This window comes from Halobacteriovorax sp. HFRX-2_2 (assembly GCF_043196705.1).
Classification (GTDB): domain Bacteria; phylum Bdellovibrionota; class Bacteriovoracia; order Bacteriovoracales; family Bacteriovoracaceae; genus Halobacteriovorax_A.
Window position 1 is genome coordinate 1,043,178 of record NZ_JBEBMT010000002.1, and the last position, 25,475, is coordinate 1,068,652.

Sequence of the window (25,475 nt, forward strand, 5' to 3'; positions counted from 1 at the left end):
ACGAGTTTCGTGATACCCACTCTTTAGAATATTTTAATTAAAGATTGATCGACTTTCCGTCTGACTTTAGATCGCGACAAGCTTGTGCAATACGTTCAGTCATTGCGTTCTCAGCTTTCTTCATCCACGCTCTTGGATCGTATTGTTTCTTATTCCCAACTTCTCCCTCGATCTTAAGCATTTCATCATAGTGCTTGAACATGTGATCAACAACTGGGCGAGAGTAAGCATACTGAGTATCAGTATCGATATTCATTTTGATAACACCGTAGTTAAGTGTTTCATGAATTTCTGAAAGCTCACTTCCTGAACCACCGTGGAATACTAGCCAGTTTTCAGCATCTGCACCAAGCTCAGCAGTAACTGCGGCCTGTCCATCCTTAAGTACTTGTGGACGTAGCTTTACGTTACCTGGCTTATAGACACCGTGAACATTTCCAAAAGTTGCAGCATACATGAACTTTCCAAGTGGACGAAGTGCCTTTGTTACTTCAACCATTTCTTCTGGAGTTGTATAAAGTTTGTCAGCTGGTGTATCTTCGTTATTAACACCATCTTCTTCACCACCAACAACACCAGTTTCAATTTCAAGAATGATTTCACTCTTAGCACATCTCTCTAAAAGCTTCTTACTCATTTCAATATTTTCTTTCGTAGGTAAAACTGAACCATCAAACATGTGAGAATGGAATAGGTTCGGCTGACCAGCGGCTCTTCTTTTTTCCGTTTCTTCAATAAGTGGAATTAGGAAGCTATCAACTTTTTCAGGATGACAGTGGTCAGTGTGTAGAGCAATAAGGACATCGTACTTGGCCGCAACGAGGTGAACGTGTTGAGCTAGAGAGATTGCACCTAAGACTTCATCTTTTAGGGCCTGACCTGAAGCAAATGAACCACCACCAGTTGAAACCTGGATAATCCCATCAGACTTCATATCAGCGAAGGCCTTAATGGCAGCATTTGCTGTAGAAGTAGAAGTTACGTTAATGGCCGGATAAGCGTATCCGCCTTTTTTCGCGCTATCTAACATATCGCAGTATTGTTCATAAGTAGCTATTGGCATCCAGTGCTCCTTTTAGTTATAGTAGGATTAAGATTCCACAACATTATAGAGGTCAAAGATGTCACTTGCAAATAAGGAAACACAAAAATTATCACCAAAAGAACTTAGGGAAGTTTTAAAAACGGCTCGCGGCGATGGTGAGATTGATTTACTTATTAAGAATGTAAAGATTCTCGACCTTGTTAATGGGGAAGTTGTTGAGAGCTCAATTGCTATTTCTGGTAAAACAATTGCGGGAATTGGAAAAGAATACGATGACCAACCTGCTAAGCGTATTTACGATGCACAGGGCGCAACTGCTGTACCGGGCTTCATCGACGGCCACTTACATGTTGAATCTTCAATGATGCATCCATTTGAATTTGAAAGACTAACTCTACCTCTTGGAACAACGACGGCCATTTGTGACCCGCATGAAATTACAAATGTTATGGGAGACCGTGGTTTTTCTTGGTTTTTAAGATGTAGTGAGCTTATGGATCAGAACCTCTTTGTTCAGGTGAGCTCTTGTATTCCTGCGCTACCTGGTTTTGAAACTAACGGTGGGCAATTCGATATTATCGATATGAAAAAATACAAAGAGCATCCACGTGTTCTTGGCCTTGCTGAAATGATGAATTTCCCAGGCGTTATTAATGGTGTCGAAGGTGTTCTTGAAAAGGTCGAAGAGTTTGCGGAGTTAAACCTTGATGGCCACTCACCAATGCTTCGTGGAAAACAACTGAATGCCTATATCGCAGCAGGGATTCAAAATTGTCACGAGACAATCTTTGCAGATGAAGCAAAAGAAAAGCTCCAGAAGGGAATGGGGCTAATCATTCGTGAAGGTTCAGTTGCTAAGAACTTAAAGACCCTTGCTCCTGTTGTTAATGAATTTAACTCTTGTCAGTGCCTCTTATGTACAGACGATAGAAATCCATATGAAATTTTCAACGAAGGTCATATTAATTATATGATAAGAAAAATGATCAATGAACTAGGGACTCCAGCTCACATTGCTTATAGACTTTCTAGCTTTTCTGCAGCGAAACACTTTGGCCTAAAGAAGTTGGGATTAATCGCTCCAGGTAAACAAGCTGATATCGTGCTTGTTGGAAAGCTTGAAGATGTTGATGTGAAAGAAGTTTTCAAGAAAGGAAAGCTTGTAAGTGAATTAGACCTTCCTTCTAAAGTGGAGGCAAAGCTAGATGAGTCTCAGCCTCCAAAAGAAAATACAATAAAAAGAAACTTCTTAGCACCAACTGATTTTAATTATGATCTGACTGCTGGGACTTATAATGTGATGGAAATTGTAAAAGATGAAATCATCACAAATCACCTTAAAGTAAAATTTGATGGTGAAGATTTTGAACAGGACGATATTTCATATATCACTGTTATTGAAAGATACGGACAAAATCGCAAACCAAGCCTTGGACTTGTTAAAGGGATGGGCCTTACTCGTGGAGCGATTGCTTCGAGTGTTGCTCACGATTCTCACAATATTGTTGTCATCGGTAAAACTCCGCAGGACATCGCTACAGCTGCAAATGAAATCATTGAAAATGCTGGTGGTTTCTGTGTTGTGGATAAGGGGAGAGTAACTGCGTCTTTATCTCTGCCAATTGCAGGGCTTCTAAGCTTAGAGTCTGCTGAAACAATTAATGAGGGAATCATTCAGTTAAAAGCTGCTTGTAAAGAAATTGAAGTGGCCGTAAGTGAACCTTTCATTCAAATGGCATTCTTAGCTCTTCCTGTAATTCCTACTCTTAAGATTACGGATATGGGACTTGTGGATGTTACAAAATTTGAATTTATCGATCTAAAATGTGAAGAAGCTTAGTCAAATTATTGAAGCTATACCTGGGTGGCTATTTCTCACAATTTTCGTTGGAGTTGTGGCCGCCTTTCTTGATCCAATTATGGTGCTTTTACAAAAAAGAGTCGCTCAAGTTGAACGGGATAAGATAAGAGGTGAGGCCCATACTCTATGTTTTCGTGACGATTTTTCACGTGGGCGTCAACTTCAGGCCTGTCTCGATGGTAGAAAACTGGCGAAGACAGACAATAAAAAACAGCTAGAATTAAAATATTTAGAGAGGCTTTGTGCCATTGAAGACGCCTCATCTTGCTATGAGTTAAGTCAAGTCAATGCACAACTCTTGTCACCTTACGAGTATAAAAGCCTTTTAAATAAGGCCTGCAGGCAAGGTCGCGGTGGAAATATGCTGGCCTGTGGAAAGCTTGGAGAATTGATTAAATCTGATTCTCCTGCACTTTCAATAAAATACCAAGAATACGCTTGCGCGAGTGGTCATAAAAAGTATTGTCTTTAGTTACGACAGCGCCACTATTTCTTTCCAATTCCGTTAAATTATGGTTAAATTCCGTTTCACTTAAGATTTATAACTAGATGAAAATACGAGGTTGATAATGGCAACTGTTCTTAAGCCTAAGAAAAAGTACACTTGGAAAAACACAGATAAAGCAACACTTAAGCAGTGGTATGAACTACTGACACTTGGACGTATGTTAGATAACCGTGCGCCAAACTATCTTAAGCAAGCTATCGGTTGGTCTTACCACGCTCCATACGCTGGACACGATGGTATCCAACTAGCAATTGGTCAAACTTTCGAACTTGGAAAAGACCACTTATTCCCATACTACCGTGATATGTTAACGGCATTCTCAGCGGGACTTTCTGCAGAAGAGATCCTTCTAAATGGTATTTCTAAAGCAACTGACCTTGCTTCAGGTGGACGTCACATGTCTAACCACTTTGCAAAGCCAGAGTGGAATATTCATAACGTATCTTCTTGTACAGGTAACCACACGCTACACGCTGTAGGGACTGCAAGAGCATTTAATCGTTATAAGCACGATGGTGTTGTTTATTCTTCACAAGGTGAGTCTTCTGTTTCTGAAGGTTACTGTTATGAAGCGATCAACGGTGCTTCTCGTGAGAAACTTCCAGTTGTCTTCGTATTCCAAGATAATGGTTACGGTATTTCTGTTCCTAAATGTGATCAAACAGCTAACGAGTACGTTGCTGATAACTTCACAGGTTTCCTAAACCTTCACATTATTCACTGTGATGGAAAAGATATCTTTGATTCAATGAACGCTATGGCGACAGCTAGAGAGATTGCGGCAACTCAACAAGAGCCAGTAATCGTTCACGCTCGTTGTGTACGTATTCACTCTCACTCTAACTCTGATAAGCACGAGCTTTACCGTTCAGAAGAAGAAAGAGCAGAAGCTGCAGCACAAGATCCATTAGTAGCGTTTAGAAAAGAGCTAGTAACTAATAAAATCTTCACTGAAGCAGAACTTGATGAGATGGATGCAGTTGCAAAAGCTGAACTACTTGAAGCTCACAAGAAAGCAATGAAAGCACCAAACCCAACTCCAGAGTCTATCTTTGACTTTGTACTTCCTGAGCCACATAAGCCAGAAAAATATGTTGATGGTACTCACAACGAGTCTGGTGAAGAGACAAAGTTCATTGATGCAATCAACGGACAACTAAAGAAAGAATTCAGACATAACCCAAATACATTCATTTGGGGACAAGATATGGCCAACAAAGATAAGGGTGGTATCTTCAACGTATCTAAAGGGATGCAACAAGAGTTCGGTAAGGAGCGTGTATTTAACGGTCCAATCGCTGAAGACTATATCCTTGGTACAGCAAATGGTTTCTCACGTTTCAACAAAGACATTAGAGTTGTTGTTGAAGGTGCAGAATTCGCTGATTACTTCTGGCCAGCAATGGAACAATACGTAGAGTGTTCACATGACTACTGGAGATCAAATGGTGCATTCGCTCCAAATATTCTAATCAGACTTGCTTCTGGTGGATATATTGGTGGGGGACTTTACCACTCGCAAAACCTTGAAGGTAACCTAGCAGGTATCCCTGGTGTACGTATTGTATGCCCAGCTTTCGCTGACGATGCTGCTGGTCTTCTAAGAACTGCAATGAGAAGTGAAGGGCCAACTCTATACTTAGAGCCAAAATCTCTATACAACGCTAAACAAGCAATGACTGTTGTACCAGAGGACTTTGAAGTTCCTTTCGGTAAGTGTCGTGTAAGACGTGAAGGGACTGATCTTTCAATTATTACTTACGGAAACACAGTTCACCACTCACTTGAAGCAGCAGAGAAACTTTCTGCTCAAGGTTACAGTGTTGAAGTTGTTGACCTTAGATCAATTGCTCCTCTAGATGAAGAAGGTGTACTTGCTTCAATCAAGAAGACAAATAGAGCACTAGTTGTTCACGAAGATAAGGTATTTGGTGGATTCGGTGGTGAAGTAGCTGCCATGATCAATGATAAAGGATTTGAGCTTCTTGATGCTCCAGTTCAACGTGTTGGTTCGACTTTCACTCCTGTTGGTTTCAACAGAATCCTTGAAAAAGCTGTTCTTCCTAACACTGACCGTGTTGTAGAAGCTGCTCTTAAAGTTCTTAATTATTAAGCATCCGCGAAATTGAGATAAAGAGAAAGCCTGCATTATGCAGGCTTTTTTTATATCGATATTACTTACTAGTTAATGTGAAAACACCATCCCATTCTGGTGGAGGAGGAAGCTCCTTATAATCTTCACAACGCTTAATATAGATTTCAGATGGATTTGTTTTAACACCTTTTAAATCTGGATAGCGCATATATTCAAGTTCCAACGTTTGCTTAAATAACTCAAGGGCCTCATCCCATTTCTGATTCTTATATAAAAGAATCGCCTTAGAGAATTTATCTGCAAGCTCTTTTAAGTAATCAGGAGCTGTCGCCTTTAGACCTAATAGGTCATAACTTGTTACTGGAATTGATTTTCCCACAACACGAATTGTATCAAGCTCACGCCATAAGAATTCATCTCCTGCAAGTTCAACTGTTTCCTTGGCCACTTGTGTGAAAATTCCATATTGCTTTGCAGACTCTTCAAGACGAGCTGCTAGGTTTACAGAGTCTCCCATCATTGTATAGTTCATACGAGATGCAGAACCCATATTTCCTGTTACGATGTCTCCTGAGTTGATCCCAATTCTCATTCTCATATCGTGAACGATCTTAGGCCACTTATCTCCTTCTGAAACCCATTTCTTTCGAAGCTCTAAAAGTGACTCCTGCATCTTGTGTGCAACCATGCAGGCACGTTGGGCATGGTCAGGAAGCTCCATTGGGGCGCCAAAGAAGGCGATAATAGCATCACCCTCATACTTATCGAGAGTTCCTTTTTCTTCAAGAAGGATATCTGTCATGGCCGTTAGATATTCATTTAGAAGCTCAACAAGTTGAGTTGCTGAGAGCTTCTCTGAGAAACTTGAAAAGCCTTGGATATCTGTAAAGTATGCCGTTCGAATCCCTGAAGTACCACCAAGTGTTGGAGCAGAACCAGCTTCGTACATCTCATCAATAAGCTCTGGGGAGATATAACTTCCAAAGGCACTCTTTAGGAAGGCCTTGTCTTGATTGGCCATATAGAAGTTTACGATTGTATTCCATGAATAGCAGAGGACTAGGGCAAAGAAGCACCAGAATAATTTCGTTTCAAAACCCTGTGGAATAAAATAGTAAGTATCAGTGTAATAAAGACTTGAAACTAAGAGAACAAGTGTGAAGAGATCAAAAATAGGATTTTCTTTTAATTGCATTAAGAGAAGTAGAATGACCGATCCAACAAGTAGTGCCCAAGATAGTTTTGCTGAATCAATGAATTCCTTAAAGAAATGGCCGTCAATTAGCATTTGAACGAAGTTCATGTGAAAGAGAACTCCTGGTAGCATCGAATCAATTGGCGTGTTTCTTAAGTCGTGTGCTCCAAAAGCTGTCGCACCAACAAAGACAAGGGAGCCTTCAAATAATTTCTTAAACTCAGGATCATTTGGATCTTTTTCAATAATTTGATAGATAGGAATACGTGTATAAGCATCGGCACCACCAATCCAACGAACTTTTGTTTCACCACTAAGGTTTAATTCAACATCTCCCTTTTTGGTTTTTAAGATTGGAACACCACCTTGAGTACTTAGGTCTAGTTCTGTTTTAAAAATATTCTTATTTTCACCTTCCTCATTTTCATCAAACTCACCAATCCAGTGCATATAAGAAGATAGCCCATATGAAGGAACATGAACTTCTCGATATGGAAAGGCCAGTGCCTTGTAGTGTCTAATAACTCCGTCGTTGTCTGCACTTGCTTCAATAAAGCCTAAAGATGCTTCAGCATCAATAATACCCTGGATAGGATATACTGAATTTGAAATGATCGTTGGTTCCATGTCGTAATTAACCCCACCTGCTTTTGTATTAAGGGCAAAGAGGTATAAGTCTTCTGGTAAAGTAGGGTAGTGATCGGTTCCATAAACTTCAAGGTTATAAGGCATGATGACACGATTATTTGGAACTTCATGAAAATACTCAATGGCCGAAATTAATTCATCATCAGGATTAACTCCATTACAAGTCATGGATGCTTCAGAAAAGAAAACATCAAAGGCTATGACCTTTGCACCATAACCACGTAACTTCCTAATCATTGTTCCCCAATGGGAGCGAGTGATAGGCCAAGAGCCCAAGTTCTTGATCGAGTCATCATCTATATCGGCAAGAATTAGTTTTGGGTTTGGTGTATTTCTGTCCATTGTTTGCATCATTCTTAAATCATAGAAACGATTTTCAAAAAATGATGCATAAGCTGTGAGGTCCCTAAAATTTTTATCGTATGTTCGTGAATAAAGAGAAAAGAACACACTGGCACATGAAAATAATATGATAAAAAATAGTCCCGTGTATTTAATAATATTTTTCATAGCAATCCATGCTTCTTAGCGCTTAATAGTAATAAGAGAAATCAATGGCCGTTTGATGGGCCGTATAATTACTTGTGTCTTCGTCAGAGCTGTTATTTGTATAAATATACTCAAATCCAAATGAAAAGTGACGATTGATAATACGTGTAAGCTTTGCATTGAGTGATGTCGTCATTTCAAGCCCACGTGTTGCATCTGTTGCTGCGTCTTCATAACTTATGAAGTTTGTCGAAAGACCTGCATTAAAGCTTGTATTTGGAAATAGGCTTGGAACAATATAATCAACACGAAATAGGTGAGATGTCGTGTTTAGGTTTGGAGAGTTTGCATAATCACTACTATCAAATTGGTAGAGTAGAACAAAGATTCCGTAAGTCTTTTTGATTATTTGATCAGCAGATACAACCATCGAAGATCGATCAAGACTTTCTGTATAGTATGAATATGTTTGATACTTAAAAGTTAAAGTTGTATTACCAGCTTCAAAGAAAGGCATTTCACTACCTAATTCAAACTGTTGAGAGCGGTAGTTAAACTGCTTACTTTTTTGTGCGTTCACATCCTTGGCCTGATAGTCATAAACTAGGTTTGTAAATAAGCGAGCAGGCTTCTTGTTAATACGATAAGCAAAGTCGATATCCAACTCAGGTGTAATATTATAGCTATCATTTGAGTAAATTTCCGAATCAACGCGATCTGTATAGATTGTATTCTTAAGCTCTAGCGCAGGAGTAATCGTATATCTTCTCTTAAAATTAAAGGCCTTTTCAATATTGAGACGAGTTTGAGAAAAGAATGAATCCTTATTCGTTCCAGTCGAGCTTGGGAGATCGTCTGAAAGAGTAACGTTATTATCATATGTGATCTTTTCTTCAACACTTAGGCTTAGTCTTTCACTAGGTAGGGGATCACCATTAATTAATTTATTTTCTTCTAAGAAGAATTCTTTTTTTATTTCTTTTATTCGATTATCGATATCATCTGCAGTTGAGCTATTTGGGTCGATATCAATGGCCTTGTAGTAATCAGGAAGGATATATTTTTCGACAATCTCTCTTGTGCGACTCGTTTCTCTTGCAATCTCTAAATTCATATTAGCAATTTGAAAGTAGGAGATCTGCTTCATCTCTTTTGAAGTCTTTTTATTTTTTAAGAGCTTTCCAAAATAAACCTTCGCATTCTTCGGTTCTTCCTTAAGCTGATAAATATAGGCTATATAGTAATTTGATTGCTCGACTTTATACTTTGCTCTTTCAGATTTTTTGAAATTTTCAATAGCATCATCTAGGTTGTTGATAGCAAAGTTAGCCTGGCCCAATTCATAATTAAGCTCACTTGCTTTATTTCCTTTCTTTATCGCCGAATTAAAAGCATCAATGGCCTTGTTATATTCTTGAATACGAGAGTAGGAAATACCAAGAAGATAATCTCTTACCCCTGGGGATTTGGCGCTTTTAAAATTCTTATAATTTGGTGAGTTCAATAACTCGATAACTTTCTCATAATTCGAGTTTTCAAATGCACGGTAAACAGGAGTCATGCTCTGGGCAAGTCCCATTGATGTGATACTAGCGAATGCCAGTGCGATAAAAATCTTTTTCAAAGTCAGTCCTTTAACTTTTTATTAAAATCTAGGTATTTATAAATAATTTTACTGATAAATCGGACAATTGAATAGGGGGAATTTGGCCACAGAGCTTTTAAGCTGTGGCCATATTTGAATATTAAACTCGGTTATTTATTGACGATCGAGAATGACTTTTACACGCGCTCGATTTGTTGAAGTCGTATTTGTTTGATCAAGCATTTTGTCACGATCATTTATTGTTATATCTATAATATCTGGGCCATCAAGTGGCTTTGTATCGTCATCATTGATAGGTGGAAGCATTGGGTCTCCAAGTGGTTCTTCACCATCTTGATTGAAGACATTTATTGGTTCTTCGGGCATTATATCTGGTACTGTTCCACCTGAAGCCGGAATACGGTTTACACTAATTTGAGGCTTGTCCTTTGGAATCATGTCTCCATTTTCATTTACATCATAGAAGTCATTCTTATACTCACCAGTTTCCTTATCGAAACTACCCATTTGAACCGGTACAATTACTTCACTTGTCATTGGATCAACTGGAGCATTCTTCGGTGGTGGAATATAGAGAGCATTACTTGTGTCAACGTAGCCACCTTCTTGCATTGTTCCTTTAGGAGCGGCCGTTGTAATGGTAAGAGTTGGCGCTTGAGCTGTAGGCACTTTAAGATTAGAGTCGGCCTTGGCCATTTGTCCCATAATCTCAGAACCACCAGCACCACTAAATTTTGAGCTATCCATTCCTGGAGGAATGATATTTCGACTCATTTGTTTCTTTTCTGATTTATTCTTATCATCATTTGATGATGTCTTTGAACCATCATTTGCTTCAAGGGCCTTTAGCTGTTGCTTATTAATTTTAACTGGCTCCATTGGCTTTGAGTCAACCTTAGGCATAACCCCTGACAGTTGTCCTTGGCGAACCATAACTGAAGTAGGTGATGAAACAACCTTTTCAAGCCTGTCTTGTAGGAATCGACTCTTTTTAAAATTACTAAGAGAACCCATGGCAACGGCACCCTCGAATGTAATAAGTGTCGTATTATTATTGGCCGGGTTAAAGTTTACTTGGAAGTCTGTCCCACGAACACCCATGGCCGCAGTCTTTGTCTTAATAAAGAGCTTTGATTTCTTCTTATCAATTTGTAGGTAGTTCTTAGAAACTTTAGAGCGAAGTTGACCATTAATTAGATTGATAATTCCTGCTTTCTTTTTCGGGAATTGCTCGACTTCAACTTCTGAATTTGCACCTAGAGTTAGATTTGATTTGTCGATAAAGAGGAGCTTAACAAAGCTTCGGGCCTTCGTTGTGATCTTGGCTCCTTCTGGCACCCAGTCTCCCTTGGACAATGCTTTCTTTGTCTGGGAGTAAAAGACCTTTCCTCTTACTTTCATAACCTTTGCGACACCCTTTTCTGAGTTTGCATTCAAGGCCGAAATATTCGCTAAAATTGCTACAGATAAAATAATAAGTCTTAGTACCTTCATAATGAGTCCCCACAAAATCAATCTCATTTATACTTATCGTAGATCAAAGTAATTTCTTAAGCTGAAACTTGTGTAAATGACTAAAAACAAAGGGAGTTTGAGTTGGGGTAACTTTCTGATATGACAAGAACTTGTGGCAGGGTGAACTGCCACAATACGTAATTTAGGCTAGTTAGAGAATTGTATCGAAATTCTCTGTGGGTCTACCAATGGCAGCTTTTTTCTCGTCATTAACGAGAATTGGACGTTCTAGAAGCTTTGGGTTTTCGTGAACGATCTTGGCCCACTCAATATTTGATAACTCTTTTCCTGCAAGACCTAGATCTTTAAATAAGGCCTCTTTCGTACGAATTAAGCCTTCAAGTGGTGCTAGCCCCGTATACTTTACTAGATCGATAAATTCTTTTTCTTCAATGCCATCTTTCAGATATTCCTTAACTCTAAAGCCAATACCTTCTTGAATACCTTTTTGTTCTAAATATTCTAGACCTTGGCGGCTCTTAGAGCATCTTGGATTGTGATAATAAAGCATTTATTCTACTCCTGATAATTATCATATCAGTTCTTTTCTGATATATTGGGTTTTTAAAAAATAACTAACTAGGATTTTAGCCATGTCTTACGATATTGAAAATATCAAATCAGAATTTGCCGAACATGTTAAAACTTTACAGAATCAGATTAGTGACGAACTTAAGAGAATTGATACAAAAATTAACTTGAATGAAGATATATGGGAAAGAAAGGATTACGCCGGAAACCCTGGTGGTGGTGGGATCACACGTGCCTTTGAAGGCGAGATCTTTGAGAATGCTGGTGTTAATACATCACTTGTATTTGGAGAAGTTGATCCAAAATTTGCAGCCAATATTGGTGGTGATAATAACCAGATGTGGGCAACAGGAATTTCTCTCATCATTCACCCGACAAACCCAAAAGTTCCAACAACTCATGCGAATTTTCGCATGATTCAGGCCGGATCAAAAATTTGGTTTGGTGGTGGTGCCGACCTTACTCCTTACTTTCCACATGAAGAAGACTTTGAGTACTTTCACAAGGTTTGGAAAGATGCCTGTGAACCATATGGATATTGGGACGACTGGAAAAATCGTTGTGATAAGTACTTTGTTAATAAGCATCGTGCAGATGAAATGCGTGGAGTAGGTGGCTTCTTCTATGATCATTTCTTCTCGGGTGATCCATTAAAAGACCTGGCCATGTTTAAAGAGATTTCTTCAAACTTTATCAAGTCTTACTTCCCACTAGTTGAGAAGAGAATGAATGAGGCCTTTGATGATGAAGATGTGGACTTCCAACTACATCGCCGCGGGCGCTACGTTGAGTTTAACCTTCTTCACGATAGAGGAACTCACTTTGGACTTAAGTCTAATGGCCGTACCGATTCAATATTAATTTCACTTCCAAAGAGGGTGAAGTTCACTTATCGTTATGAGCCGACAAAGCCAGAACACAAGAAGATGATGGAATATTACTATCCAAAGGACTGGGCCTAGCTATTAGCTGGCCTGTGCCTTAATAAGGTCCTCTAAGATTTCATTGGCATCAATTTCAACTCCATGGGACTGGGCCACTGCTTGAATCTCTTCAAGTTTTTTCTCTAGTTTCGTGATTTCACAAAGTAGACGGTAGCAGTTGTTAATCATCATAAATTACCCCTTTGTTAGAGTTGTTAAATATAAGTTTGGCACATCAAACTATCGGTGTCCATAGGAAAATACTTAATGGTCATAGTTTTATTTGATTTGATCAATACAATTTATTTTAATTTTACACAGTTTAGGATTTTATGTAATGTGCCAGAATCCTAATTCGGATGCATTGCAAGATTAGTAAGAGGTAGAAAATGTCTAAGAGACTACAAGAATTATTAGAAGAAATGAAAGAGTACTCACCAAAGCAAATGAGAACTCTAAGAAATAATCTTAATAACAGATTACAAAGTTTTAAGAATGACTTTAAAGAGCCAAAAGAGCTTCAGCCTTCACATAAACTATATGGCCTTGAAGAAGGTGAGTGCCGTGAGCTTCTTGGTGTTGTTAAAAAAGAATTAATCAAAATGAAATTTTCTGATTTATAGAACATGCTCTACAACGAGTGTTGTAGCATTGTAATATAAATGTAAAAGCTTGGGCCTTGGCTTTAATTGAACGCTAATGGAGGGTATGCTTCCTATATGCAAAAAGCCAAGCAAAAGCCCATTCTAAGAGGTTGGTCTCATCAAGTCATGTTCTTCGTCGCACTTGGTGCCTGCACCCTTCTAATCGCAAAAAGTGTCAATTCCACTCAGTATATTTCAACTATTGTGTACTCTCTAGGTCTTCTTATGATGTTAGGAGTTAGTGCCTTTTATCATCGAATTCACTGGGAACCCAGAGCACGTGACCTTCTGGGCAGACTTGATCATAGCGCTATTTACGTCATGATTGCAGGAACTTGTACACCGATTACTCTTCTCGTTTTAAATGGAGAGTCTGGTTCAACATTTCTCATAAGTATTTGGACTGTGGCCGCAATTGGTATTTTGAAATCGATCTTCTTTCCTAATCTGCCAGAGAAGGTAAGTGCAATTATCTATCTTATTCCTGGCTACATGGTTCTTCCCTATGTATCGGAACTTCTTCCAAAACTTGGGATGACAAATATTTCGCTTCTAATTGCAGGTGGTATTCTCTATACAATCGGTGCAGTCTTTTATGGATTAAAGAAGCCTGGTAGGTATGCGAAGTGGTTTGGCTATCATGAGTTATTTCATCTATTCGTTTGTGTGGCAGCGACGTTGCACTTTATGATTATCTATTCGATTGTTGGGTAGATGATTTTTGAAATGGTAAAGGGTGCCATGCACCTTTGGTTTCGCATATGCACATAGCGACCAATGGACCTCGTACGATTCGCTAACTTTCCCATTGGCCCTGAGGCAACAAAGCCTGCATAAACGCAGGCTTTGTTGAATATAAATTTCATTTTATAAGTTGGGGGCCTAGCAACGCGAACCATAGTTTGCCTTAAGGGCAAACAATTTCGCGTATGCTACCAATCAGGGGCGATGTAAACATCAATCGCTGGGTTGTACTCTGCTCTCAGAGTTGACTTGATCGCCTCAAGTGTTCCAGTCGTTGATGATGGGCAAGTCCCACATGCACCTTGATAACGAACAAGTAGAATATTGTCCTCGTAAGAAACTGTTTGAATATCACCACCGTCAGCTTGTAGGTACTGTCTAACGGTACGATCAAGTACGGCCTCAATATCTTTTAGCTCTTGAGGTAGGTTTTCACGACGCTCTTTTTCTGGATCGAATTCTTCATATTCTGGATTATGATTTGGCAAATCATGCTTGATTGTTTCAAGGATCTTTGGCTCAATATCATCCCAGTCTTCATAGTTGAATTTTGTTACCGTAATAACATTTTCAAAAAAGTGTAATTGGTCAATTCCACGAATGGTAAAAAGGTTAACACCTAGGTTCACCTCTCCACATTCCATTGGCGTTCTAAAAGTTGAAGAACCAGATGCTTTTACATTTTGATTTAAAATGAATTTTAAAGCATTTGGATTTGGTGTTGGTTGAATGTCGATTGTTACTTCACTCATATATCTTACCTTTGTTGCCCTAACTTCTTATAGGAAGTTAATGGCCTTATGTAGTGCTTTGATAAAATTATCTATTTCTTCTTTTGTATTATACAACGAGAATGAGGCCCTTGCAGTCGCACTGATTTCGAACCTTTTCATTAAAGGCTGTGTACAGTGGTGGCCAGTTCTAATTGCAACACCTTGGCGATCTAAGAGTGTTCCAAGGTCGTGTGGGTGAGCACCTTCAACAACGAATGATAAAACCGAGGCCTTCTCTTTTGCTGTTCCAATTAAACGAACTTTTTCAACTTCTAAAATTTGCTTAGTAGCATAATCAAGAAGCTCTTTCTCGTAGCTTTTAATTACATCAAGATCACAATTTACAATGAAGTCAATTGCTGGCTTAAGGCCAATCCCACCTGCGATATGAGGAGTACCTGCTTCAAACTTATGTGGAAGATCGTTATATGTTGTCTTTTCAATTGTGACAACATCGATCATATCTCCACCACCTTGATAAGGAGGCATAGATTCAAGAAGTTTCTCTTTACCATAAAGAGCTCCGATTCCTGTTGGCCCAAACATCTTGTGTGAAGAAAAGGCGAGGAAGTCGCAGTTTAGGTCTTGAACATCAATTTTCTCATGAGCAATTGATTGGGCAGCATCAACGCAGAAGTAAGCTCCATTGTCGTGTGCTAACTTAATATATTTTTTGATATTGTTAACTGTTCCAAGGCTGTTTGAAATATGGGCCATGGAAACAAGTTTTACATTACCTTCTTCTAGAAGCTTCACATAAGCTTCTTCATTGATGTCACCTTCATCCGTAATAGGGATCTCTCTTACTTTTGCACCAATCTTTTCGGCCTGAATTTGCCAAGGAACAATATTTGAGTGGTGCTCCATTGTCGAGATTAGGATGACATCATCCTTTTTCAAGTAGTGAGGAACGAAAGAGCTTGCAACTAAGTTTAAGCTGTCTGTTGTTCCTTTTGTGAAGATGATCTCACATCTCGAATTTGCATTAATTAGAGATTGTATCGCGTCGCGAGTTTCTTCATACTTAATTGTTCCAAATTCGCTTAGGTAGTGAACACCTCTGTGAATATTGGCAACATCATGTGTGTAGTGCTCATTTAGAGCATTGATCACATTGATATGCTTAAGAGTTGATGCAGCATTATCTAAGTAGATAAGTGGCTTATCATGTACTCTTCTTTCTAATTGTGGAAATTGCGCTCTAATAGCGTTAATTTCAAAGGCCATTAAGATTCCTTTTCCATTTCATCAAATGCATTTTTTTCAAATGATTCAAATAGAATATCACTTAAGAATTTTTCAATTTTCTCATCTTCAATCTTTGTAATCGCATCTGAACAGAATGCGTGAATTAGTAGCTTTTGCACGCGCTCTTTTGAAAGTCCACGAGACTGAAGATAGAAAGCTTCTTCGTCACTCATTTGTCCTACAGTTGCACCGTGGGCACATTTAACATCGTCAGCATAAACTTCAAGTTGTGGACGAGTATCGACGTGGGCCCCTTTAGATAGAAGTAGGTTCTTATTTAACTGCTCTGAGTTTACAAGTTGAGCATCACGACAAACAAGAACTTTACCAGTGAAAACACCACGGGCCTTATTGTCTAGAACTCCCTTGAAAAGCTGCGAGCTATCAGTTCTTTCTTTAATATGTGAAATTAGTGAGAAGTTGTCAGTGTGCTGATCTCCTCTAAGAGCATATAGGCCATCAACACTTGCTGTTGCTCCGATTCCATTTAGACGAACTCTCATCTCGTTACGAGATTTCTTAGCACCTGTTGTGAAAGTAAATGACTTAAAGTGTGCGTCTTTTGCAATGTCAGCATTTACACTACTTACGTGGAATGCATTAGCACCATCAGTTTGAACTTTTACGTGACTTACATTTGCACCATCTGCAATTTTGAAATTTGAAACAGCGTTAATATTGTATGCCTTATCACTTCCAGTAAAGATCTCAACAAAGCTCACCTTAGAGAATTGTTCAACGTTTACGTGAATACGAGGAAGAGCAAATTCTCCATCAAAGTCTGAAATGTGAACAATTGAGATAATATCATCAACGCTTACATTCTTAGGTACATTGATTTCAATGATGTTTTCAACCGCAGATGCATTGAGCATCGCAAAGATATCTGTTTGATCACAATTTGCTTCATTTGCGATAAGTGCTTTTTGTTCTACTGTTACTTCTTCTGGAAAGAATGAATCAGCTTTCGAGTATTGGCCATTTAGAAGTACGACTTGATACTTGCCAGCAACTTTAACATTCTTAAGCATTGCTTTTTGTGTTGTTACAGCAAATTTTTCAGGTAGCACATCTGTAAGCTTAGTATAGATCCAGTCTTCCATTTTTGTATGTGGAAGTCCGCGGGCCTTAAAATTCCCTAGGGCCTCTTTATTTGAATCTGACTTTGCGTATCCCGCTAGGTCATTTAAATATTGGTCTGTTAATTCTTGGATATTCATTATTAATCCTAGTCCTTATTTTGTTAACCAGTCGTAACCTTTTTCTTCAAGCTCAAGAGCTAGCTCTTTTCCACCTGATTTAATAATTTTTCCGCCACTTAGTACGTGAACATAATCAGGAACGATATAGTCTAGAAGTCTTTGGTAGTGAGTTACAAGAACGATTCCATTGTACTTAGACTTAATTGCGTTAACACCTTTTGCAACAATTTTAAGAGCGTCGATATCAAGACCTGAGTCTGTTTCATCTAGTAGGGCGATCTTTGGATTAAGAACGGCCATTTGAAGAATTTCATTCTTCTTCTTTTCTCCACCAGAAAAACCTGTGTTTACTGGACGGTCTAAGAATTCTTCTCTCATCTCTAATAGCTCTAGTTTTGGCTTTAGGAATTCTCTGAATTCTTCTTTTTTCATTTCTGCAGCACCTTGAGATTTCGATACTTCGTTAAATGACTCAAGAAGAAAGTCAATATTTGATACACCTGGAACTTCAATAGGGTATTGAAAGCCTAGGAAGATACCATTTTTTGCTCTTTCATCTGGCTCAAGCTCTAGAAGGTCTGTTTGCTTTCCATTGATATTGTAATCAATTGATCCGCTTGTTACTTCAAATGATGGGTGACCAGCGATTACTTTTGATAGTGTACTCTTTCCTGAACCATTAGGTCCCATGATTGCGTGAACTTCACCTGGTTTAACTTCAATAGAAATCCCTTTTAGAATTTCTTTTTCTTCAACTCTTGCGTGAACATCTTTAACTGTAAGTAAGCTCATTTTTTTCCCTTTATATAAATCTAAATTTTATCCGATTGAATTTTCTAATTTCATCTCAATTAACTTTACGGCCTCAACTGAGAACTCTAGTGGAAGCTCTTTGAAAACTTCACTACAGAAACCATTTACGATCATTGAGATACATTTTTCCATATCCATTCCACGTTGCTGTAGGTAGAAAAGCTGATCTTCAGAAATCTTTGAAGTCGAAGCCTCGTGCTCTACAGTTGCCGTATTATTCTTAACGTCAATATATGGGAATGTGTTTGCAGAACACTTAGAACCAACAAGCATTGAATCACATTGAGAGTAGTTCTTTGCACCAATAGCTGATGGCATAACCTTAACAAGTCCACGATAATTATTTTCAGAAGCTTCTGCTGAGATACCCTTTGAAATAATTGTCGACTTAGTATTCTTTCCGATGTGAACCATTTTAGTTCCTGTATCGGCCTGCATTTTATTATTCGTTAGTGCTACTGAGTAGAAAGCACCCTGTGAGTTTTCACCAATTAAGTTACATGAAGGATACTTCCAAGTGATAGCAGATCCTGCTTCAACTTGTGTCCATGAAATCTTAGAATTCTTTCCAAGGCAGTTACCACGCTTTGTTACGAAGTTGTAAATACCACCCTTTCCTTGCTCATCTCCGGCGTACCAGTTTTGAACAGTTGAGTACTTAATTTCTGCATCATCAAGAGCAATAAGCTCAACGATAGCAGCGTGAAGTTGATTTTCATCTCGTTGTGGAGCTGTACAACCCTCAAGGTAGTTTACGTAACTTCCTTTATCGGCAACTACAAGTGTTCTTTCAAACTGACCTGTCTCTTTTGCATTGATTCTAAAGTATGTTGAAAGATCCATTGGACAAGTTACACCTTCAGGGATGTAAACGAATGATCCATCAGAGAATACTGCCGCATTTAGTGCTGCATAGAAATTGTCTGCAGGAGGAACAACTGTTCCTAGGTACTTCTTAACTAGTTCTGGGTGCTCTTGTACTGCTTCTGAAATTGAGCAGAAAATAACTCCAACTTTTTCTAGTTCTTCTTTATATGTTGTCCCAACAGAAACTGAATCAAATACTGCATCTACAGCAACACCTGAAATTCTTTTTTGCTCTGATAGAGGAATTCCTAGTTTTTCAAAAGTCGCTAAAAGCTCTGGATCAAGATCATCAAGGCTCTTTGGTGCACTCTCTGTCGACTTTGGGGCCGCATAATAGTACAGATCCTCAAAATCAATCTCTGGAATTTCTAGTTTTGCCCAATTTGGCATTGGCATTTGTTTCCAAAGACGAAATGCCTTTAGACGATATTCAAGTAACCATTCAGGCTCATTCTTCTTTGCTGAAATCATCCTTACGATGTCTTCATTTAAACCCTTTGGGAACTCTTGAGTTTCAATGTCTGTAAAGAAGCCATACTTATATTCTGACTTTGTTAATTGTGTATCACTCATGTGTGAATCCTGCCTTATTTATTAATAACTCTTCAAGCGACAAGTTAATCAGCTGGTGATTAACGTGAGAGTTAAGCTTTTCTATTGGTGTAATTAATTCGCAATTTAAATATTTCGTACATTTGCCCTTAAGAGCATCACAATCAGATTCTGTAATCTTTCCTTCAATTGAATTACTTACTTCAAAGAGATTGATTTCAGATAGGGGACGGCTAAGATAGTAGCCTCCTTTTATACCCTTGATTGATGAGAGCACTCCGTATCCATTTAGCTTTTGCATAACTTTAGATACTGGATCAAAAGGCATCTTGTGTATGTCACAGATCTCTCTGGCCGAAGTGAGATTTTCGGCACATGTGTGTCCGTGCTCTTGCATATGCTTTAGAGCTGTCAGGGCATATTCTGTTTTTTTACTAACCTTAAACATGCTTAACACACCTATATTGTGACGAGTTAAATACCTTAGGTATCGCCTTTTATTAATAATTTACGTTATGACTTTTAAATAACGTAAAATAAGTCAAAAAACAACTTATTTAACTCCATCTTAGCAAATATATAGGTCGAATCACACCTCAAATCCATAATATTTATGTAAGATCGACTTTTATCAAGCTTTGTAGGAAAATGGTCTTATGAGTGAACATGATTCGGAAATTAACTTAAAACGCCTCAAGTATATTGGTTCTTTACGTGATGAGTCGATCGTTGCCCAAATTGAAGCGCAACTAATTCGACAAGGTATCCATATTACAAAAGAATATGAGAACGACTTCTATCATTTATTTGTTGTGGACCTAAATCAATTACAACAGGCCCGTGATGTTTACCGTATCTATATTGGAGGGGCCAAACCAACTAAGGTTGATAAAAATTGGCAATATGTTCAATCCTTAAGTATGGGACCTGCGACAATTATAATCTTGGCCTTGTGTGTAATCGTCTTCATCTTTGGCTGGATTCTAAAGAATGAAAACCTCTATTATCTTTTTCTTTTTTCAACTTCTAAAGTAGATGCCTTTGCAGACATTAATAATGGTGAGTATTGGAGGCTTCTTTCTCCTGCCTTTATCCACTTTGGCTACATTCATATCTTCTTTAATATGTTGTGGTGGAAAGAGTTAGGTAAGCTCATTGAGGTGACTAAGGGAAGTGTATTTTTAATACTGCTTCTTTTATTTACGGCAATTTCTTCAAATATCCTACAAGCGATTATGTCCCCGGGGATGTTTGGAGGGCTTTCTGGTGTGGTTTACGGCCTACTTGGTTTTCTATGGCCATACTCAAGGCTAAATCCAAATTTTAAGTTTAAGCTTCCAACTTCTGATATTGTTCTCATGGTTGGATGGCTCTTCTTAGGTTTCTTTGATGTCTTTAATTTTAAGATGGCCAATTGGGCCCACGGAGGTGGACTTGTCAGTGGTGCCGTCTTAGGTGTTATTTTTGCTTTGATTGATCGCTCGGATCAAAAGTCGAATACTCACCAATCTTAAGATCACCTAATTTCACATCGCCAATAGCGACTCGAATTAGCCTAAGAGTAGGGAAGTTTACCGCCGCACACATTCGACGAATCTGGCGATTTCGTCCTTCTGATATACGGACTTCAATCCAAGAGGTTGGGATTGTTTTACGTACACGCACTGGTGGGATGCGATCTTCAATTTTAAAGTTTGTTAGCTTTTTAACTTTCGCTGGCTTTGTCTTGTAATTACCTTTAATGACAACACCACGCTTTAGCTCTTCAATTGCTTCTGGTGTGATATCGCCGTCGACTTGAACAAGATAAGTTTTTTCAACCTTACTATCAGCATTGGCCATTTGGTTCTTATACTTCCCATCATTAGTGAGAATCAGTAGGCCTTCACTGTCTTTATCTAAGCGGCCAACAGGGTAAACTTCCTTTGGTAGCTTGTAATCAATAAGGCTTAGCTGGTCTTTGTGGTCTTTTCCAAATTGGCACAGGACATCGTATGGCTTATTAAAGATGATATATTGATGTTCTCCATTACTTGCTACTTCTTTGAAGTTTTCAAGCTTAAATGGAGGAGTAATTTCTAAGTTTATTTCTTTTTGTAAAAACTTATCAAAGAAGCTGATTTTGTAAGCACAAAGTCTTTGTCCACTCTGATCCTTTGAATTTGAATAGATTGGATCACCGTAAATTGGATGACCAATCTCTTTTGCATGGGCCCTAATCTGATGCTTTCTACCAGTTAGGATCGTAAACTCAACTAATGAGTACTGCTTATCAGTATCGATAACTTTGTAGTCTGTTATGGCCTTTTTACCACCAGAGTTAACGACAATCATCTTCTCAATACGCCCAACTCGGTTTGCCTTAAGGAAGTTTTCAATCCTTGCTTCTTGTTGTGTAAAGACACCGCTACAGATAGCTAAATAACTCTTTCTTATCTTTTGCGGATCATGAGAGCTAAAGAGTTCTTGAAGATATTTATTGGCCTCTTTGTTTTTAGCAAATAAAAGAATTCCAGACGTTTCCACATCAAGTCTATGTGCTAGGACGAGATACTGATCCTTTCCATCACTTCGATTTTTCAGAAAACTAGAAAGAGCATCAGTGCAATTATCTCGAAAACGATCGAGAGTTTTATGCACTGGCCAGCCCGCCTTTTTGTTTAGGGCAATATAGTTATCATCTTCAAAGACGATATCATTGGCAGATAATCGGATTTTAATTCTTTTTTTCACTGAAAGTATTGTATCATGTTTACTATGAACGATTTACCAAATTCTGAAGCATGTGAAAGAAATAAAGGCCCTATCCTTGAGGTGATCACACCTTATTTAAGCAGTAGTGATAATGGAGAGTTTCTCGAGATTGGCTCTCTGACTTGTCAGCATAGTGCACACTTTGCTAAGGCCTTTGCTCAAATTGATTTTATTACATCTGAGATTAGAGATAACCAAAATGTCTTAAAGACTTGCTTATCACATTACCAAAAGAGTTTACCAAATCTTAAAGGCCCCCTTGTTTATGAAGCAGGTTTCAATAAACTTGAGGCCGGGAAAAAGTTCTACTACACAGCAAATACACTTCATATCATGCCTTGGAAGGCCGCAAAGACTTTTATTAAGGACTTGGCCACAGCAATGGATGAAAATAGCACTCTATTTATTTACGGGCCATTTAAGTATCATGGAAATTTCACGAGTGCGTCTAATGAACAATTTGATGGATTTTTAAAAGAGCGTGATGCTCAAAGTGGAATTCGAAATTTTGAAGATATTTGCAATAACTTCTTAAAGAAAGGTGTCTTTCTAAAAGAAGATATTGCAATGCCAGCTAATAATCAGCTTTTAATATTTACGAAATAATGGACTACATTCTTTCTGGTACTTGAATTCCTAGAATCCCAAGGCCAGTTTTAATGATTTCACTTGTTGCATACGCAAGCTCAAGGCGAGCTTTCTTAAGTGACTCTTCACTTGAAGCAATTGGGCAAGCTGCATAGAAGCTATTAAATAACTTTCCAAGTTCAAATAGGTAAGTAGTCAGAAGACTTGTTTTATTTTGCTCATGCGCCTTAATTGCAACATCATTAAATAGTGATAGCTTCTGCATTAGTTCAAATTCTTTTGTTTCAACAAGTGAGCTTGCATTTGAAAGCTCGAGGGCCTGAGCTTTATCAAAGCCTTGCTTCTTAAGTAGCGAATTAATACGTGCATAAACATATTGAAGATATGGGCCAGTGTCTCCATCAAGTTTTAACCATTCGTTCATATCAAAAACGATCTTACGGTTATTATCAATTTTGATCATCCCATATTTAATTGCACCATTGGCAATCTTCGTTGCTGTCTCATCGATCTCTGACTGATCCCATTCCCCAGCATACTTATTAAGGTAATCATCCTTAATTTTACTTTCCATATTATTGATAAGATCAGTAAGGGCAACGATATTTCCCTTACGAGAACTCATGGCACCATCTGTAAGCTCAACCATTTCATATGGTAGGTGATAGCAGTCTTTAGCTTGTTCAAATCCAATATGTTCTAGAACTTTGAAAACTTGCTTGAAGTGGAAGGCCTGGCGAGAGTCAACAATGTAGATATTATTTTTCACACCGTATTCTTCAAATTTCTTAATTGCTAGAGCAACGTCCTTTGTTGAATAAAGACCAGTACCGTCTGATTTAATTAGAATACAGAAGCCAAGCTTATCATCACTTAGATCCATTCCAATCGCACCATCATCTTTTACGAATAAACCTTTCTCATAATATTCATTACAGATTTTTAGTGATGGAGCATCCATTTCAGATTCAAAGAACCAACGATCAAATTCAACATCTGCCCAAGCATATGTTTTCTTCATGAGATCAATTGACCACTGACGAGTCTCTTGCCATAGATCAAAGAATTCTCCCTCTTCAGCGTGAAGCTGTTTTAGGATCTCTGTCAGCTTAGCGCGGTTATCATCTTCTTTATCGCTTCCAAGCTCATCTTCAAGCTTTGTATTAGCTAGTGTGTAAATACGTCCTAGCCATTCACCCTTATTTGTTTCAGGAATTGTGTCTTGATTGTGATACTTCAAATACCAAAGACATTTTGCAACGTGAGTACCAGAGTCACCAGGATAAGTTACTGGGTGTACATCAACACTACAATACTGTTTAATTCTAACAAGAGCATTACCAAGACATAGATTTCTCATATGCCCCACGTGAAGCTCTTTGTGAGTATTCGGTTGCGAATACTCAATCATTGTTTTCCCTTCACCCTTTGTTAGTTCTTTCTTGAAAAAATCACCTGTGCGAATTTCTCCAATTAAGCTTTCAAAATATGCATCAGCAGTAAGGGTAAAATTAAGGTATGGACCTTGTGCTTTAAGGTCTTTGATTATTGAAGCATTTGCTTCGAGATCAACTTTTTCTAGAATTGCTGCTGCGATTTGTGGTGGGCCTTGTCTAAGGGCCTTGGCAAAACGAAATACAGGAAAAGCATAGTGGGCCATTTCAATATTCGGGGCCTGTCCAATTGAAGAGTAAATATCTTCTCTCTTAAACTCTGCATCTGGATAAGCAGATGAGAATGCATTTTCTAGGATATCAGTAAGTTTTGCTAAAATCGTATTCGTTTCCATTAAGTAATCACCGTATTTTGCTGCGCTGCAGTTTAGTATATCTATGTTATCATCATATTATAATAAATAATTTACTAATTGTTTAGGAAAAGTAATTTCATATGTTCATTTCTACTAGACTTCTAATGATTATATTTAGCTCAATATACCTTGCTATAGGGACGAGTCAGTCTGTGCTAGCAGATGATGCTATGACGCCGATTGAGGAGTTTCAAAAAAAGCAACAAAGAGAGCGACAAGAAGCGGAGGAATTTCGAAAGTACAATACTGAATCAAGTATTGGGGATGGCCTTTTCAAAGGTCCAAACCTTATCTACTTATGCTCTAAAAGACGAAAGCACTTTGCCTGTGTTAATGATCTCTCCCTTAGAGATTGTGATACTCGAGAAGATATGAATTGTATGGTGATTCAAAAGTATAGTGGTCAAAAAGAATGCTTTAAGGGCCAGTCTAAACTGATGCTTAAGTCGAGGATAGATTCTTATTGCAAGGATTAATTGATCTCACGAAACATTAAAACATGACGTCCGATCCCTTCGACTTCAAACTCATCTCCAAACACTTCAAAACCAAGTTTTTCATAAAATGCCCTCGCTTCGATACGAGCATTACACCATACTAAATTACAGAAGTTTTGCTTAATAATAGGGAAGGCAACATTTAGCAGCTCTCTTGAAAAGCCTTGTTTACGGTGATTTTCAAGGGTCGCCATACCTTGTAGTTGATATTGATTATCAATATTAAAGTTAGGATTTGGATTAAAGTAAAAAGAAGCAACTGATACAAGATTATTGTCGACAAATGCACCTAAGTGAAATGTGTCTGACTCATTATCTCCAGTAAAATTATAACTAGAGTCGATGCCTTCAATGCCTAATACTGAGCGACGAATTTTAAATGTATCTTTCAAATGGATTCTTTTAACGATCATAGAGGGACTTTATACCAAATAAATGAAATTTTGTCACAATAAAGAGGCATTGAAGACGCTTGCCCCGTATTACCCGAGTATCTAAGTTTATTTTTTAGTTTTTTTTACTATTGCGACAATAATAATTATGGGAAAAAGATCAGTTAACTTTATA

24 protein-coding genes are annotated in these 25,475 nt (G+C 38.2%); 9 read left to right on the forward strand and 15 right to left on the reverse strand.

Translation table 11 applies throughout. The annotated features are described in order from the left end of the window. Positions 1-37 precede the first annotated feature (37 nt). Positions 38-1,063: a class II fructose-bisphosphate aldolase gene (gene fbaA / locus ABMA79_RS10345; protein WP_392860175.1), complete on the reverse strand. Its 1,026-nt coding sequence runs from the start codon at positions 1,061-1,063 to the stop codon at positions 38-40. A gap of 58 nt (positions 1,064-1,121) precedes the next feature. On the opposite strand from fbaA, the gene adeD reads away from it, so the two are divergent. The 3 genes from adeD to ABMA79_RS10360 all read left to right on the forward strand — a co-directional run bounded on the left by adeD (position 1,122) and on the right by ABMA79_RS10360 (position 5,527). Further along, a complete protein-coding gene (gene adeD, locus ABMA79_RS10350; RefSeq protein ID WP_393092400.1) occupies positions 1,122-2,885 on the forward strand; it encodes an adenine deaminase in 1,764 nt (587 codons plus the stop codon). Further along, entirely contained in the window at positions 2,872-3,378 is a 507-nt protein-coding gene (locus ABMA79_RS10355; protein WP_392860178.1) for a hypothetical protein, read from the forward strand. Before adeD ends, ABMA79_RS10355 begins: the two co-directional genes overlap by 14 nt. Positions 3,379-3,475: 97 nt before the next feature. Then, positions 3,476-5,527: a thiamine pyrophosphate-dependent enzyme gene (locus ABMA79_RS10360; protein WP_393092403.1), complete on the forward strand. Its 2,052-nt coding sequence runs from the start codon at positions 3,476-3,478 to the stop codon at positions 5,525-5,527. Between the two features lie 61 nt (positions 5,528-5,588). On the opposite strand, the gene ABMA79_RS10365 is transcribed toward ABMA79_RS10360, so the two are convergent. From ABMA79_RS10365 to ABMA79_RS10380, 4 genes are all read right to left on the reverse strand, one after another. After that, positions 5,589-7,862, reverse strand: a complete 2,274-nt coding sequence (locus ABMA79_RS10365) for a CHASE2 domain-containing protein (protein ID WP_393092406.1) — start codon at positions 7,860-7,862, stop codon at positions 5,589-5,591. 22 nt (positions 7,863-7,884) lie between these two features. Next, the gene (locus ABMA79_RS10370; protein WP_393092408.1) at positions 7,885-9,465 is read right to left on the reverse strand and encodes a hypothetical protein; all 1,581 of its coding nucleotides are present in this window, start codon (positions 9,463-9,465) and stop codon (positions 7,885-7,887) included. Positions 9,466-9,600: 135 nt separating this feature from the next. Then, the gene (locus ABMA79_RS10375) at positions 9,601-10,941 is read right to left on the reverse strand and encodes a FecR domain-containing protein (protein WP_393092411.1); all 1,341 of its coding nucleotides are present in this window, start codon (positions 10,939-10,941) and stop codon (positions 9,601-9,603) included. 172 nt (positions 10,942-11,113) lie between these two features. Then, positions 11,114-11,473 (reverse strand): ArsC/Spx/MgsR family protein, encoded by a 360-nt coding sequence (locus tag ABMA79_RS10380; RefSeq protein WP_392860185.1) that lies wholly within the window; start codon positions 11,471-11,473, stop codon positions 11,114-11,116. Between the two features lie 82 nt (positions 11,474-11,555). On the opposite strand from ABMA79_RS10380, the gene hemF reads away from it, so the two are divergent. Next, the gene (gene hemF / locus ABMA79_RS10385; RefSeq protein WP_393092414.1) at positions 11,556-12,455 is read left to right on the forward strand and encodes an oxygen-dependent coproporphyrinogen oxidase; all 900 of its coding nucleotides are present in this window, start codon (positions 11,556-11,558) and stop codon (positions 12,453-12,455) included. A gap of 3 nt (positions 12,456-12,458) precedes the next feature. On the opposite strand, the gene ABMA79_RS10390 is transcribed toward hemF, so the two are convergent. Then, entirely contained in the window at positions 12,459-12,608 is a 150-nt protein-coding gene (locus ABMA79_RS10390; protein ID WP_158246941.1) for a hypothetical protein, read from the reverse strand. 197 nt (positions 12,609-12,805) lie between these two features. Here ABMA79_RS10390 and ABMA79_RS10395 point away from each other — a divergent pair, with 197 nt between their 5' ends. Together ABMA79_RS10395 and ABMA79_RS10400 are read left to right on the forward strand one after the other, a co-directional pair. Next, on the forward strand, positions 12,806-13,039 hold the full coding sequence (locus ABMA79_RS10395; RefSeq protein ID WP_392860187.1) for a hypothetical protein: 234 nt from the start codon (positions 12,806-12,808) through the stop codon (positions 13,037-13,039). A gap of 96 nt (positions 13,040-13,135) precedes the next feature. Next, the gene (locus ABMA79_RS10400; RefSeq protein ID WP_393092417.1) at positions 13,136-13,774 is read left to right on the forward strand and encodes a hemolysin III family protein; all 639 of its coding nucleotides are present in this window, start codon (positions 13,136-13,138) and stop codon (positions 13,772-13,774) included. A 218-nt stretch (positions 13,775-13,992) separates the two neighbouring features. On the opposite strand, the gene ABMA79_RS10405 is transcribed toward ABMA79_RS10400, so the two are convergent. The 6 genes from ABMA79_RS10405 to ABMA79_RS10430 are packed head-to-tail and all read right to left on the reverse strand — an operon-like array spanning position 13,993 to position 19,707. Next, positions 13,993-14,556 (reverse strand): NifU family protein, encoded by a 564-nt coding sequence (locus ABMA79_RS10405; protein ID WP_103219034.1) that lies wholly within the window; start codon positions 14,554-14,556, stop codon positions 13,993-13,995. 27 nt (positions 14,557-14,583) lie between these two features. Beyond that, on the reverse strand, positions 14,584-15,804 hold the full coding sequence (locus ABMA79_RS10410) for an aminotransferase class V-fold PLP-dependent enzyme (protein WP_392860191.1): 1,221 nt from the start codon (positions 15,802-15,804) through the stop codon (positions 14,584-14,586). Further along, positions 15,804-17,045: a Fe-S cluster assembly protein SufD gene (gene sufD, locus ABMA79_RS10415; protein ID WP_393092419.1), complete on the reverse strand. Its 1,242-nt coding sequence runs from the start codon at positions 17,043-17,045 to the stop codon at positions 15,804-15,806. The genes ABMA79_RS10410 and sufD overlap by 1 nt, the downstream gene beginning before the upstream one ends. A gap of 15 nt (positions 17,046-17,060) precedes the next feature. Then, positions 17,061-17,819 (reverse strand): Fe-S cluster assembly ATPase SufC, encoded by a 759-nt coding sequence (gene sufC, locus ABMA79_RS10420; protein WP_021267803.1) that lies wholly within the window; start codon positions 17,817-17,819, stop codon positions 17,061-17,063. Between the two features lie 27 nt (positions 17,820-17,846). Beyond that, a complete protein-coding gene (gene sufB, locus ABMA79_RS10425) occupies positions 17,847-19,280 on the reverse strand; it encodes a Fe-S cluster assembly protein SufB (protein WP_393092421.1) in 1,434 nt (477 codons plus the stop codon). Next, positions 19,273-19,707 (reverse strand): RrF2 family transcriptional regulator, encoded by a 435-nt coding sequence (locus ABMA79_RS10430; RefSeq protein ID WP_392860195.1) that lies wholly within the window; start codon positions 19,705-19,707, stop codon positions 19,273-19,275. The genes sufB and ABMA79_RS10430 overlap by 8 nt, the downstream gene beginning before the upstream one ends. A 208-nt stretch (positions 19,708-19,915) precedes the next feature. Between ABMA79_RS10430 and ABMA79_RS10435 the strand changes: the two genes are divergently transcribed. Beyond that, positions 19,916-20,773 (forward strand): rhomboid family intramembrane serine protease, encoded by an 858-nt coding sequence (locus ABMA79_RS10435; RefSeq protein ID WP_392860196.1) that lies wholly within the window; start codon positions 19,916-19,918, stop codon positions 20,771-20,773. On the opposite strand, the gene ABMA79_RS10440 is transcribed toward ABMA79_RS10435, so the two are convergent. Further along, positions 20,718-21,992, reverse strand: coding sequence for a pseudouridine synthase (locus tag ABMA79_RS10440; RefSeq protein WP_393092424.1), 1,275 nt, complete (start codon positions 21,990-21,992; stop codon positions 20,718-20,720). The genes ABMA79_RS10435 and ABMA79_RS10440 overlap by 56 nt on opposite strands. A gap of 24 nt (positions 21,993-22,016) precedes the next feature. Here ABMA79_RS10440 and ABMA79_RS10445 point away from each other — a divergent pair, with 24 nt between their 5' ends. Then, entirely contained in the window at positions 22,017-22,619 is a 603-nt protein-coding gene (locus tag ABMA79_RS10445; protein WP_393057733.1) for a DUF938 domain-containing protein, read from the forward strand. 4 nt (positions 22,620-22,623) lie between these two features. On the opposite strand, the gene argS is transcribed toward ABMA79_RS10445, so the two are convergent. Next, positions 22,624-24,390, reverse strand: coding sequence for an arginine--tRNA ligase (gene argS, locus ABMA79_RS10450; RefSeq protein WP_392860202.1), 1,767 nt, complete (start codon positions 24,388-24,390; stop codon positions 22,624-22,626). Positions 24,391-24,515: 125 nt separating this feature from the next. On the opposite strand from argS, the gene ABMA79_RS10455 reads away from it, so the two are divergent. Beyond that, positions 24,516-24,887, forward strand: coding sequence for a hypothetical protein (locus tag ABMA79_RS10455; RefSeq protein WP_393092426.1), 372 nt, complete (start codon positions 24,516-24,518; stop codon positions 24,885-24,887). Here ABMA79_RS10455 and ABMA79_RS10460 read toward each other — a convergent pair. Further along, positions 24,884-25,300: a GNAT family N-acetyltransferase gene (locus ABMA79_RS10460; protein WP_393092428.1), complete on the reverse strand. Its 417-nt coding sequence runs from the start codon at positions 25,298-25,300 to the stop codon at positions 24,884-24,886. The genes ABMA79_RS10455 and ABMA79_RS10460 overlap by 4 nt on opposite strands. Positions 25,301-25,475: the final 175 nt, after the last annotated feature.

Coding starts and splice junctions, on each gene's coding strand:
- fbaA (WP_392860175.1), bottom strand. CDS start 1,063: ATGCCAATAGCTACTTATGAACAATACTGCGATATGTTAGATAGCGCG.
- adeD (WP_393092400.1), top strand. CDS start 1,122: ATGTCACTTGCAAATAAGGAAACACAAAAATTATCACCAAAAGAACTT.
- ABMA79_RS10360 (WP_393092403.1), top strand. CDS start 3,476: ATGGCAACTGTTCTTAAGCCTAAGAAAAAGTACACTTGGAAAAACACA.
- ABMA79_RS10365 (WP_393092406.1), bottom strand. CDS start 7,862: ATGAAAAATATTATTAAATACACGGGACTATTTTTTATCATATTATTT.
- ABMA79_RS10375 (WP_393092411.1), bottom strand. CDS start 10,941: ATGAAGGTACTAAGACTTATTATTTTATCTGTAGCAATTTTAGCGAAT.
- ABMA79_RS10380 (WP_392860185.1), bottom strand. CDS start 11,473: ATGCTTTATTATCACAATCCAAGATGCTCTAAGAGCCGCCAAGGTCTA.
- hemF (WP_393092414.1), top strand. CDS start 11,556: ATGTCTTACGATATTGAAAATATCAAATCAGAATTTGCCGAACATGTT.
- ABMA79_RS10390 (WP_158246941.1), bottom strand. CDS start 12,608: ATGATGATTAACAACTGCTACCGTCTACTTTGTGAAATCACGAAACTA.
- ABMA79_RS10395 (WP_392860187.1), top strand. CDS start 12,806: ATGTCTAAGAGACTACAAGAATTATTAGAAGAAATGAAAGAGTACTCA.
- ABMA79_RS10400 (WP_393092417.1), top strand. CDS start 13,136: ATGCAAAAAGCCAAGCAAAAGCCCATTCTAAGAGGTTGGTCTCATCAA.
- ABMA79_RS10405 (WP_103219034.1), bottom strand. CDS start 14,556: ATGAGTGAAGTAACAATCGACATTCAACCAACACCAAATCCAAATGCT.
- ABMA79_RS10410 (WP_392860191.1), bottom strand. CDS start 15,804: ATGGCCTTTGAAATTAACGCTATTAGAGCGCAATTTCCACAATTAGAA.
- sufD (WP_393092419.1), bottom strand. CDS start 17,045: ATGAATATCCAAGAATTAACAGACCAATATTTAAATGACCTAGCGGGA.
- sufC (WP_021267803.1), bottom strand. CDS start 17,819: ATGAGCTTACTTACAGTTAAAGATGTTCACGCAAGAGTTGAAGAAAAA.
- sufB (WP_393092421.1), bottom strand. CDS start 19,280: ATGAGTGATACACAATTAACAAAGTCAGAATATAAGTATGGCTTCTTT.
- ABMA79_RS10430 (WP_392860195.1), bottom strand. CDS start 19,707: ATGTTTAAGGTTAGTAAAAAAACAGAATATGCCCTGACAGCTCTAAAG.
- ABMA79_RS10435 (WP_392860196.1), top strand. CDS start 19,916: ATGAGTGAACATGATTCGGAAATTAACTTAAAACGCCTCAAGTATATT.
- ABMA79_RS10445 (WP_393057733.1), top strand. CDS start 22,017: ATGAACGATTTACCAAATTCTGAAGCATGTGAAAGAAATAAAGGCCCT.
- argS (WP_392860202.1), bottom strand. CDS start 24,390: ATGGAAACGAATACGATTTTAGCAAAACTTACTGATATCCTAGAAAAT.
- ABMA79_RS10455 (WP_393092426.1), top strand. CDS start 24,516: ATGATTATATTTAGCTCAATATACCTTGCTATAGGGACGAGTCAGTCT.